12 protein-coding genes are annotated in these 12,459 nt (G+C 37.8%); 7 read left to right on the forward strand and 5 right to left on the reverse strand.

The window, feature by feature from the left end; translation table 11 throughout:
- Positions 1-68: 68 nt before the first annotated feature.
- Positions 69-1,715, reverse strand: coding sequence for an OstA-like protein (locus tag EWM59_RS16995; RefSeq protein WP_130022429.1), 1,647 nt, complete (start codon positions 1,713-1,715; stop codon positions 69-71).
- Between the two features lie 49 nt (positions 1,716-1,764).
- Between EWM59_RS16995 and tilS the strand changes: the two genes are divergently transcribed.
- The 7 genes from tilS to EWM59_RS17030 all read left to right on the forward strand — a co-directional run bounded on the left by tilS (position 1,765) and on the right by EWM59_RS17030 (position 10,506).
- Positions 1,765-3,123: a tRNA lysidine(34) synthetase TilS gene (gene tilS, locus EWM59_RS17000; RefSeq protein ID WP_207220004.1), complete on the forward strand. Its 1,359-nt coding sequence runs from the start codon at positions 1,765-1,767 to the stop codon at positions 3,121-3,123.
- Between the two features lie 292 nt (positions 3,124-3,415).
- Positions 3,416-5,725, forward strand: a complete 2,310-nt coding sequence (locus EWM59_RS17005) for an OmpA family protein (protein ID WP_130022431.1) — start codon at positions 3,416-3,418, stop codon at positions 5,723-5,725.
- Positions 5,726-6,011: 286 nt separating this feature from the next.
- Positions 6,012-6,557, forward strand: a complete 546-nt coding sequence (locus tag EWM59_RS17010) for an RNA polymerase sigma factor (protein ID WP_130022432.1) — start codon at positions 6,012-6,014, stop codon at positions 6,555-6,557.
- On the forward strand, positions 6,547-7,119 hold the full coding sequence (locus EWM59_RS17015; protein ID WP_130022433.1) for a hypothetical protein: 573 nt from the start codon (positions 6,547-6,549) through the stop codon (positions 7,117-7,119). The genes EWM59_RS17010 and EWM59_RS17015 overlap by 11 nt, the downstream gene beginning before the upstream one ends.
- Positions 7,120-7,143: 24 nt before the next feature.
- The gene (locus EWM59_RS17020) at positions 7,144-8,289 is read left to right on the forward strand and encodes a hypothetical protein (protein WP_130022434.1); all 1,146 of its coding nucleotides are present in this window, start codon (positions 7,144-7,146) and stop codon (positions 8,287-8,289) included.
- Between the two features lie 27 nt (positions 8,290-8,316).
- Positions 8,317-9,171, forward strand: a complete 855-nt coding sequence (locus tag EWM59_RS17025; protein WP_130022435.1) for an alpha/beta hydrolase — start codon at positions 8,317-8,319, stop codon at positions 9,169-9,171.
- A 264-nt stretch (positions 9,172-9,435) separates the two neighbouring features.
- Positions 9,436-10,506, forward strand: coding sequence for a M42 family metallopeptidase (locus EWM59_RS17030; RefSeq protein ID WP_130022436.1), 1,071 nt, complete (start codon positions 9,436-9,438; stop codon positions 10,504-10,506).
- An 80-nt stretch (positions 10,507-10,586) separates the two neighbouring features.
- On the opposite strand, the gene EWM59_RS17035 is transcribed toward EWM59_RS17030, so the two are convergent.
- The 4 genes from EWM59_RS17035 to EWM59_RS17045 all read right to left on the reverse strand — a co-directional run.
- On the reverse strand, positions 10,587-11,462 hold the full coding sequence (locus EWM59_RS17035; protein ID WP_130022437.1) for a helix-turn-helix domain-containing protein: 876 nt from the start codon (positions 11,460-11,462) through the stop codon (positions 10,587-10,589).
- Positions 11,455-11,625, reverse strand: coding sequence for a DUF1192 domain-containing protein (locus tag EWM59_RS27665; protein ID WP_165372203.1), 171 nt, complete (start codon positions 11,623-11,625; stop codon positions 11,455-11,457). Before EWM59_RS27665 ends, EWM59_RS17035 begins: the two co-directional genes overlap by 8 nt.
- Positions 11,626-11,687: 62 nt before the next feature.
- Complete coding sequence (locus EWM59_RS17040; protein WP_130022438.1) at positions 11,688-12,038, reverse strand: hypothetical protein; 351 nt, start codon at positions 12,036-12,038, stop codon at positions 11,688-11,690.
- The coding region (locus tag EWM59_RS17045) for a transposase (protein ID WP_165372204.1) at positions 11,989-12,459 on the reverse strand (471 nt) is incomplete at its 5' end. The genes EWM59_RS17040 and EWM59_RS17045, both read right to left, overlap by 50 nt.

Here is a 12,459-nt window from a genome sequence, read left to right on the forward strand (position 1 = left end):
AATTTTATCGTTAGCCCTATTTTTTAATGCCTATTTAATACTTTTTATATTAAAAAAAGTGTGCCAGCCTATTGTTTTACATCAAATTTCACACCAAGAATTTCTTCTTTTGTCGGTTTTTCTTTTTCTCTCCAGCTAAAGCCATCTAATCGGTTTGCACTGTTAGTCAGTTCTTTAGGCGGAACAAGTTTAGAATCAGGTTTACCTATAAAAGCTATACGCTTCACCTGGTTTTCTTTAAACCTGATATTCATTTTACTACATTCGACATGATTTACACCAATTAGTTTATTTCTGTCGTCTAAAGCATAATAAATACTTTCGCCATTCCCTTCTACAACCACCTGGTCAAGGCGTGTTTGTTCATTAAACAAGGCTGTAATTCTCCGGCCTTTTACCTGATTATAGTTTGAGGAAGTGTCTTTGGCTATGACAAACCCCTGATTGACGAGAAACATCCGGTTTACCTTACCGTTTTTCATATATACGTGAATTGTATCGGCTTCAGATTGGTTCTGAGGGTTCCATAATATAGGTTTTGTAAAAAAATGTATTACTGAGTCTTTCAGGTCGTAGAGCAACGAATCACTTTTGCTCTGCATATCTATTCTGTAAATCTGTACATTGCCCTGTGCTATCAGTTTTTCCATTTTTTTCTCACGCTTCACCGTATCTTTTTTGGTTCTGGTAGTACTGTCGTCCATCATTTCATAGGCGTAGAGCGTATCTGCCCGCATATACAAGGTATCTTTTTCTGACCCGTTACGCATAATAGCATTGCCCATTATTTTGGTAAAGCCTGTTTGCCCGTTACGAATAGCCCGTTTGCCTGTCAGTATCACTTTATCTTTCTTTGAAATCAGCTCCACATTTCCTCTGGCAACTCCCGATTCTGTTTTCTGGTCAAAAGTCAAGGTATCCCCCGTTAGCGTATAGTTTTCATTGACTATCTTGGAGCGACCTTTAAAATTCGACTGTTGGGTTTCGGTATTATAAGTACTACCGCTATTTGCCACTATCTCACCATCTTTACTTTTAATAAGCGTTGGTGCTTTAAACAGAGCCATTTTAGTTCGGGCATTGTACTGTAAACTATCAGTGGTAATAGTGTATTTCGGATTAATTATTTCTACGTTTTCTTTATAATTAAAAATTTTGGAGCGGGTATTGTAATACCCTTTCTCACTCTTGAGCGTACTCGAATCCTGTACAATTACGCCACGTACCGGATAGTAGGCTCTATTTCGTGCCATATCATATTCTATCACTCTGGTAGTAAGTGTCACCTTTGAATCGGTTAAAGTTACTTTTTTTCCCAAAACACGGGCAAATCTTGTATTACCATCGTAATAAAGAGTGTCGCCCGTTACAGTCAGAGTATCGCCTTGCACGATGCGGATATTACCAAAAGCCTCAATAGTATTACTTAATTCAAATTGAGTAGCCGTATTACAGTACAGTACTGCACCCTTGTGCTGAAAAGACACATTCCCAAGAAATTGTCTGGATACGTTCATACTCTGGTTATTACCTACAATACTATCTGCATGTATTAGATTAACCCGGGTTTTAGGAGCAGTAGGTACAGGTGGGTTTAATGGTTTTTGAGCATTGGATATAAACGAGCATAGCAAACCCACCAACACCATCAGTGGAAACCTGTTTGTGCGAATGAAACGTACTATTCTTATATTTTTCAGGTCAATAATCAACATCTTGTGAGCAATATTCTAATTTTGTTTGCAAAAATACGTAATTGCAGGAATGCTTCATTCTTTCTTAACATATATTAACGAACAAAGTCTTTTTACACCTACTGACAAAATTGTGTTAGCAGTGAGTGGTGGCAAGGATTCTGTTGTATTATTAGACCTGTTTCGGGAGGCGAAGTTTAATTTTACGGTAGCCCATTGTAATTTTCAGTTGAGAGGCAAAGACTCTGACCAAGATGCTGAGTTTGTGAAGCAGCTATGTGCAAGCCACGGAATACCATTCCGTGCTACCGCCTTCCCAACCCAAACCTTCGCCCGAAACCACAAACTCTCGATTGAAATGGCTGCCCGACAGCTTCGCTATGAATGGTTTGAAGCATTGAGAAAAGAATTAGACTACCAATACATTGCCACCGCCCATCACCTGAATGATAGCATTGAAACCATTCTGCTCAATCTTACCAAAGGTACAGGTATTTCGGGATTGAGGGGGATTCTGGCAAAGAAAGGCTATATCATCAGACCACTGCTATTTGCCTCAAGGGCAGACATTGAAAACTATGTAGCAGAGAAGCAATTAGCGTGGCGGGAAGATAGCAGTAATGCGTCAAATGATTACCAACGTAATTTATTGCGAAATGAAGTAGTACCGCTACTGAAAAAAATCAATCCTAATTTAGAGCATACTTTTGCACGCAATATTGAGCGAATACAAGCCATTGAAAGTAATTTTCAAAAGAACTTAAGTGAATTTAAAAAAGCCATCAGCCAAGAGGCAAATGACGCTTTATTTCTGAAAATAGAAGTCATTCAAAACTGGCAATCTGGCGCATATTTTTTAGAGGAAACACTAAAAGAATTTGGCTTTAACTATTTCCAATCGAAAGAAATTTATCGTTCTCTGTGTAAAAGTTCCGGTAAGGCCTTTCATTCGGGTACACATACGCTCACTAAAGACCGGGAATATCTGATTATTACCCCTAAAGAAGAAACGACTTTTGAGGAGTTGTTGATTGACAAAGGCACCGAAACCCTTGATTATTACGGCTTACAATTACAGATAAGCAATACATCTATAGAAGATTGGCAAAACTACCTGAATACCGCAAGAAATTCTGACATTCTATGGGTAGATGCTGATACACTCAACTACCCTTTGCGCATACGCCCCTGGCAAGAAGGCGACTGGTTTATTCCTTTAGGTATGAAAGGCAAAAAGAAAATCAGCGATTTTTTAGTAGATAAGAAGGTGCCGCTTCACCTGAAAAAGAAAACACTTCTATTATGCTCCGACGATGACATTGTGTGGGTTATCGGGCAACGGACTGATGAGCGGTTTAAGGTTACGCAGGGGACGAAACAAATCCTTAGAATACATGCTATGCGAACAGCGAATGAATTCGCCGGCTAAAAAAACAAAGGAAAGTTCATCTTAACTATGCGGACTTAAGCGACCGACGCCCGGTCCGCATTACATTATTAAATAATTCCTTTGTTTTCTTAGACACCGACTTCAGTCGGTGAAACGTTGGCCTCTAATCATCTCCAGGAAATTTAATAATCCCTTCACATTAAAATTTATTTATTCTACCCCTACCAAAAACAATCGCCCTCTTTATAACCCTTTTGGCACGGCTTTTGACAACCTTAAAAATGTAACCCAAAAGTTATATTATTTAACCCGTTTAATAAAAGTCAAGTCCATGATAAAAACAAGAATTGGGCTGTTGGCATTTGCTTTCCTAATAGTCCAACATACTTTTGCTCAAAGTAATAAACTAAAAATTGCGAACCGCAACTTCGATAACATCAGTTATGTGGAGGCTATCCGCAATTATGAAGATTATCTGAGAGCAGCTAAAAAAGGAACACCCGAAGTGAAAGAAGCGCTAACCAAACTGGCCTACAGTTATCGTAAAGTACAAGATTCACGCAATGCAGAGCTTACCTATGCCGAGCTATTAGAAGCTTATGGCAGCCAGGTAGAAAGCGAAATCTACCTGTACTATGCGCAGGCATTAGCCAATAATGGCAAGTACAAAGAATCACAGAAAATGTATAGCAAATATGGGCAGGAACAAACTGCCGATATGCGTGGACGAAAGTTTACCGTAGCTTATATGGATAACAGCTGTTTCTTTGAAGATTCGTCAACCTATAAAATAGATTACCTTTACGCACTCAACTCCCGTCAGTCAGATTTCAGCCCGATGTTTTACAAAAACGCTTTGGTTTTTGTCTCAGCACGTGAAGAAGGTGGCATTATCAAACGGGTATTTATGCAAAACCAGACTCCTTTTCTCGACCTGTTTGTTTTTCCTGATACCACACAGTTAAGAAAAGACAATACAACCATGAAACAAGCTGGGGCGGGTGCCATTTCTACTTCATTAGGCACACTTGAAAAAGCAGAAGACGACGAAAAAGAAGAAAAACCTTTAACTAAAGTAGAGCAGTTCAGCAAGACACTCAATTCAAAATATCATGAAGGGCCTGCTACTTTCTTTAAAGATTATAAGAAAATCATTTTTACCAGTAATAACCGCAGCAAAGGAGCCAATCGGGTAGGTTCAGATGGTATCACCAAACTGAAACTATATATGGCCTCTGAAACCAATAATAGATGGGGCAATATTATTGATTTACCTTTTAATAGCGCAGAATATTCATGCGGACATCCGGCGCTATCGCCTGACGATACCAAACTCTATTTTGTATCTGATATGCCCGGTGGATTTGGCGGAACAGATATTTATGTAACCGAATACCACGACGGAGAATGGAGTTCGCCCGTAAACTTGGGCAGAGAAATTAATACAGAGGGCAACGAGATGTTTCCGTTTATTGACGAAAACGGCGATATGTATTTTGCTTCTGACGGACACGAAGGCTTAGGTGGCTTAGATATTTTTTATGTAGAATTGAGAGAGGGCATTCCGATGAGTGAGGTAAAAAACTTAGGAGCACCTATTAATTCGTCAAGAGATGATTTCGGATTGATTACTGATGCCGGACGTGGCAGAGGATATTTCAGCTCGAACCGCAAACGTGGGTATAACGACGACAATCTCTATTCATTTGTGCATGGATGCCGCCAGTTGAATGTGTTAGTATATGACAATGATACCAAAAAACCTATTGAAAGTGTAGATGTGCGCTTGCTGAAAGATGGCCTGAATAAAGAATTAATTGTTACCGGGCCAGATGGGAAAGTCTCTATTTGTCTGGAAGCAGGAACAGATTTTGAGTTTAAGGCCATGAAAGAAGGCTATGAACCCAATAGTATTACTTACGGTACATTTGCGACCTCATTAAAAAACAGAACATCAATCACGATGTACCTACAAAAGTCTAAAACACCGCCACCTATTATAAAAGGAACAATTGTAGCCGAAGTAAACCAGATACCGATTGAAGGGGCGACTGTTACTTTAGAAAACGAAAAAGATGGCTCTATTGAATCAGTAGTAACTGGCATAGATGGGAAATACGAGTTTCAGCCTAAAAAAGAGGGAGACTATAGCGTAACAGCTATTAAAGATAAATATGCAGTAAACACCGAAAACCTGGGTAAGGTAAAACCAACCAAAAAAGGACCTAAGACCTTTGAGCAGAATTTAGGGTTGGTAGGCGAAGGTGATATTTTCAGGTTAGAGAATATTTATTACAACTATGGTCAGTTCTTTATCAGGCCAGATGCCGCTAAAGAATTAGAAGCCAAACTGGTGCCGTTACTAAAGAAATATCCTGAAATGCGTATCGAAATCCGTTCACATACAGATAGTCGTTCGAGCGATGCATTTAACAAAAAACTATCTGAAAACAGGGCGAGAGCAGTAGTTGATTATTTATTAACACGTGGCATAGAAATTGCAAGAATTGAAGCAAAGGGATATGGAGAGAGCGAATTGCTGAACGATTGTGCAAATGGTGTCGGTTGCAATGAAGCACAGCATCAGGCCAATCGCAGAACAGAGTTTAAAATCTTATCGGTGGCAGTCAGCAGCCGGTAATCAAACCGAAATCAAAGAGTAGTTTTTTTTCATAGTTTAGGGTTAGGGTTTATTATTCAGAAAGCATTGCTTGTTTTAGGCAATGCTTTTTTGTTGTTATCATCTATCACGATTTTCAAATCGTCGAGATGACAACTATGGAGACCTCCGTATCTGTAGATTTATAGAATTCTGCCGAATTTTGACGATTTGAAAAATCGTGATACAATAAAAAAAGTCCACTCTCAGAAAACTTCCCATCTACTTTTTGCATATATACTATTGAAAGCCAAAATCATTGTTACGAATGCAGGAACTACAGCTGATACAAGAGCTACAGAAACATAACCCGTTTGTGCAAAAACGTGTCTATGACCGTTTTGTGAAACGAATGTTCAGGCTATGTATCCGCTATGTATCTAATGAAGCCGATGCACAGGAATTATTAATGAATGGTTTTCTGAAATTTTTTAACTCAGTCAGCAAAGTTGAATATCGTGGAGAGAATACAATTGAACCTTATCTGAAAAAACTGATGGTAAATGAATGTCTGATGTTTATCAGGCAACGAAAAATGAACTGGGTACTCATGGAAGAAATAGCCGACGAAGAAATTACCAGTGATTTTTCAGGGTATGAGCATTTTGATGAAGAGGCCATTTATCAGTTGGTTTTAAAGTTACCCGATGGCTACCGTACGGTTTTTAACCTCTTTATCATTGAAGGATATAGCCATAAAGAGATAGCCGCTCAATTGCGTATCAGCGAAAATACCTCAAAAACCCAATTGTTTAAAGCCCGAATGCTATTACAGGCAGAACTGACGAAATTAGGATACAGCTATGGAACATAAATTTGATGACTTTTTTCGAAAAAAAATTGATGGTGCAGAAGATTCTCTGCCCGAAAATTCCGCTTTTGATGAGCATTTATTCTGGGGAGAATTGCAAAAAAAACTGGACAAACCCCAACGCAAATCATGGTGGCAATGGGTAGCCGTAGCCGCTTGTTTAGGTGGATTGATAGTAGGGATAGTTTCAGTTTCTACAACAAAACAAGAAATACCTGTAACAACTGACACAAAAATAATTGAGCCCCCCAAAGAAGTCCCAAATCCTGTAGCAGTTGTAGTTCCTGAAAAAACAAAAGTAAAAATAGATAAGACCAGAAAAAAAGAAGCGATTCAGCTCAAAAAAGAGTTGAAGATTGAAGTAGAACAGTTAGCTGTAAAAATGAATCTGACGCCTGTTACTGCTCCCATTATTAAACAGGATTCCATTCATTTCAAACCTGTTATGGCCGAGGTAAAACCACAATTCAGGACTATTCATGTCAATGAAATTTCCAATATAGACAAAGCACCCATACCACAACCCAAATTCAAAGTCAGATTTGCTGTAAGAAATCAGCATTAACAGCATTTAAAACCAAGTATATATATGTTAAGAACCATCATTGTTTTATCAATGCTCCTGACGGGCATTGCCGAGGGAGCTATATGCCAGACCAACGCTGAATATGATACTATGAATGTACTCGAAGGGATTCGGCCTCCTATCCTACTCAGTACTTTCGGCAAACGGGCTGATGTTTTTACCATTGAAGAAATAAGCAAAAACAGTAATAAAGTTACTATTGATTTTGGCAATAAAAACAGGCTATTAATCGATTTTCAGGGCAAAGATTACGATTTAAAAATCAATGCAGACTCATTGTTACGGAGTTTCTGGGCAGATTACCTATTGGTAAAAGACAGTTTCAGAAAAGACGCTTCCAAGAAAATCACCTATTACGGTAAAAACCGATATGTCAACGGCAACCCTTTGATTGATATACAGTATTATCCGCAAAAAGAGGTATTACAGATAGCTAAAGACCGAGAGGTGCAATTAGTACAGTTACTGCAAGATACGCTTATACTGGTTAAGTATCAGGATAAAGCCGTGTCAGAATTGGTAAAGTCTCACAATCATGTATTTAAAACCTATCCGCATCAGCAATTTACGTTTGTGCTTAATAGTCTGGACAACATCAGAGATATTTTAGAACTCAATCTCAACCAGACTATTATTGAAGCGGTAGAAAGAGTAAAAAATGAGCGAAAAAGTACGTATCCTTGGAAAATGGTAAAAGTAGAAAATGATATAGTGAATCAGAAAATCAAGTCTCAGACAATAGGAGCCGCTTTATTAGATTTCTTAGAGCTTCATGGCGATATTGGTGTAGGCACTTATCGGGACAAGATTATCCCCTCAGCTATGTTGGGTATCAGTTTAGTCTCAGGCAGATACTTGAAGAAAGGCTTTTTAGTAGGTGCACAAGCTTATTTTCCACATGAACGAAAAGCTGATAACACTTATCAGTTCAGCACTAAATACATGCCTTTTGTAGGAATGACCTTTTTCAAGAAGAAAGAAAAGGGCAACGATATAGACTTAAAAGCAGGGATATTTGCAGGCTATGCCGAAAAATCTGTAAAACTGTTTGGCTGGTATCAGGCTACTCCATTCCTGAGAATCCAACCCGAAATTAACCTGTTCAGTAAGCAACCACCTGTGGGTTTAAGGATAGCAATAGGGCTTTAATCAATCTAATCATTACTCACTAACCCGATGAAAAAACTATTTTCCCTATTCCTGTTTGCTTTGTTTGCTTATGCTTGCACACATTCAGATACAAAAAGCAATGAGCCGATTCAGACGCTTGATAAAAAATTCAACCTCTATTCAGAGGCGGTAAAAGATTCATTCTATATCTCTGTTCAACTACCAAAAGCCTATTTTGAAAAACCTGACGCAAAATACCCTACGGTTTACATGGTAGATGCCAATTTCTTTTTCCCAATGCTGGCAGAAACAGTAAAACAATACGAAATAGCAGGTTTATTGCCTCCTATGATTTTAGTCGGTATAGGCTATAAATCTTTTGCAACCATGGATTCTTTGCGTGAGCGTGATTATTTATATCCTGCCTCTATACCTTCTGATGAGATGAAAGCTGTGGGTGGTGGTAAAACCTTCAATAATTTTATAGTTAATCAACTTATTCCGCATATTGATACTAATTTCAGAACCGATACTACCAATCGCTCACTATTAGGGCATTCTTTTGGGGGATACTTTAGTCTTTATGCTTTATTAAATCAGATTGAAAATAATCAGACAACTTTCAGGAATATTGGTTCAGCCAGCCCAACGCTGTGGTATAATAATTACTATCTGAATCAACTGACGGCAAAGCTGCAAAACAGAAAAACTACAAACCCCTTAAGTATTTATCTGACTGCCGGAGGCTTAGAAGACCCGACCTGGAATATTAATCCTGTCAAAAAATTAAGTACTGATATAACCAATGCTAAACTACCAAATCTGAATCTGCATCAGGCCATTTATACTGACTTAGACCACATGGATGTAGCCATGATAACTTTCAGCAGAGCCTTGCAGGGGTTTTATAAGAAAGATTAATCTTGAACTGTGATTTAACTGATTGAATGATTTCGCTGATTCTCATTAATTGATAAACCTTGTATTCAGAAATAGAATGGTTGAATAATTCAAATTATAAATCCTTCCATTACATAGAATTTCACTTTTAAAATCATATTAATCATTCAATCAGTTAAATCACAGTTCAAGACTAAATAATCACTAAATCAATCATTTTTCAAGTCAATAATTCACTAATTTCTCTACCTTTGCACAAATTTTTCACCAAAGGGTAAGAGAATTATGGCAGAACCAAATATTGAATTTCTTTACAAGTATTTAAACAATGCTTCTCCTACTGGTTTTGAAGCATCAGGACAACAAATATGGCTTGATTACATAAAGCCATACATTGATACACAACTGGTTGACGTATATGGCACAGCAGTGGGGGTTATTAATCCGGGACAACCTTACAAGGTAGTCATTGAAGGACACTCTGACGAAATATCGTGGTTTGTGAACTACATTACAGAAGATGGCTACATTTATGTGCGTCGCAATGGTGGTTCCGACCATCAGATTGCCCCTTCTAAAAGAGTGAATATTCATACTCGCAAAGGTATTGTAAAAGGTGTATTTGGCTGGCCTGCCATTCACGTGCGGGAATCTGCCACCGAAGAAAGACCGACGTTGAAAAATATCTTTATAGATGTGGGTGCTGCAAAAAAAGCTGAGGTAGAAGAAATGGGCATTCATGTAGGTTGCGTAATTACTTTTGAAGATTCGCTGATGGAATTGAACAACAAATTCTATGTAGGGCGTGCTTTAGATAACCGTATTGGTGGATATATCATTGCCGAAGTGGCTCGCAAACTAAAAGAAAACAATATCCAGTTGCCTTATACATTGTACGTAGTAAACTCTGTACAGGAAGAAATAGGGCTTCGTGGCGCTGAAATGATTTCAAGAAGACTGAAACCTGATTTGGCTATCTGTTGCGATGTGATTCATGACACGCAGTCGCCGATGTATAACAAAAAATTAGATGGTGATTTGGCTTGTGGCAGAGGCCCTGTATTAACATACGGCCCGGCGGTACAAAACAACCTGCTCAACTTTATGATTGATACAGCCGTCGAAAACTCAATTTCATTCCAGAGAGCAGCAGCAAGCCGTTCAACAGGTACTGATACCGACTCGTTTGCGTATTCGGCAGAGGGGGTAGCTTCGGCATTAATCTCTTTACCGCAAAAATATATGCACACTACAGTAGAGATGTGCCACAAAGAAGATGTTCAGGCATGTATTGATTTATATTATGCCATCTTACTCAGATTAGAAGCCGGACAAGATTTTAGTTATATAAAGTAAGGTTTTACTGTTTTTTATGTAGAGAGGTACTGTTCGCTGCGCAATTGCAATCGTGCGGCGAACTGTACCTCTCTACTAATTCACCCTCTCGCAAAACCTACGGTTTCACGATACATCTGTGGCGATACGTCAGCATTATTTTTAAAAAATCTGCTGAAATAATACTCATCATCATAACCCAGGTCGTGTGCAATCTCTTTCACTGATTTATTAGTCAGATACAAATCTCGCTTGGCCTCAATCACTATTCTTTCCGAAATTAAATCTGTTATGGTTTTATTAAAATGTGTTTTTGTGATTTTAGCTAATGCTTTGGGAGATATATTCAGCATATCGGCATAGTCACTGGCCGAATGTTTGGTTTTGAAATGGACTTCAATAAAGTCTTTCAGCGTTTGTAAGATAAAAGGCTCTTTCTTATCAGCAAAATCTTGCTGGGCTTGCGGTTGTTGTGCTATTTTTAACCGTGAAGCTGTTATCAGAAAAATTTTCAGATAGGCTATTAACTGCTCATATTGTGCCAAAGCAGGTGTTTGCAATTCTGACTTCATCTGTGTCAGTACCATTTCAAAAGTCTGCTTTGCTGTTTCATTTACTTTTACAAAAGGTGGGTTATAGATATTATTAAACAATATCCCATTACACGCTACCTCCTGATGGTGTTTATGAATACAAAAGAAATCAGGGTGAAAATTTAACACAACCCCTGCTATTTCCTGCGTTTCCTGTATCATAAATGGTTGATAAGGCGTGAAAAAGAAAATACTATCCTCTGAAAAATCGTACTCAGAAAAATCCACTTTAGCCTTACCGTTTCCTTGCTTAATCCAGATAACAGAGAAATAATTATGCCTTTGAATATGGTCAAAATAACCGTTCCCTGAAAATGAAAAAAGTTTGAATGCAAGGTTGCCATTTATAGGGTCAACAAGCGTAAATGTATCCTGATTAAGCATTTTGTGTATTTATCTTTGCCTTTAATTGTTCAATTTCAGCTTCTAATTGGCTGATATACTCACGTTGTGGTTTTAATATATGCTCAATTTCGTCAACTGTATATCTTGGTGTAATATGTTGCGGACAATTCCAGTCAAAAGACTCTACATGAAAAACAATCATTCGTTCAGGTCTGAATTTATACTCTTTCAGGTCAAGTTCTTTGTATAACTCGTCATATACTACTATACAATTTGGATTATTGAATATTTTTTTTTCTTAATAAAGGACAAATATTTGTTCAAATCAAACCAGCTAATTATACAATTACTAATAGCTTGCAATCCATTTCTAAAAATAGAGACGGCAGGATATTTATCTCCATTTTTGTATTTTATTGTTCTAATTTTTTGCACTTTTTGTTGAATAATTCCTTCCCTTATTGCTAAAATATAGGCGACAACTACTAAGCTAATCATCAAACGGATTTTTTTCAAATCAGTTAATGACATATCCTCTAAGTTAAATCCATTAGTCTTCATATGCTTAAATCGGACCGCCGAAGCGGCAATATTCAATTTTCCAACGTTTTGCATACTGTTTTCCGATTCTTTTTTTATTTAAAACATTGGTAATCAAATAGATAATAGGCTCACCTTTATTATCAGAACGCCACATCTCAATTCTGTATTTTTGTCCACAAACAGTAAAAATAGCCTGAGAATAGCCTTTTCTTGTTGCTTTCATCTCTAATTCCTCATAACTGTAGCCACTATCTTCGATTGGTTTACGATACATCCCCTTACGTAAGCGGATAACAAAATTTAACTCAAAGGCAAGCAAATGGCTAAACCATTCTTTTCCTATAAACTCTCTATCGGCTATCAATAGTTTGCCATGCAAATCTATGAGTACAAATGCCTTACGAATGAAATTGATACGATCCTTTTCTGATAATACACCTTTATGTTCATAAACTTTAAAGTACACAGGTAGGGCTACACCTTTTACTTGTGC

It is taken from the genome of Emticicia agri, assembly GCF_004168285.1.
GTDB lineage: Bacteria > Bacteroidota > Bacteroidia > Cytophagales > Spirosomataceae > Emticicia > Emticicia agri.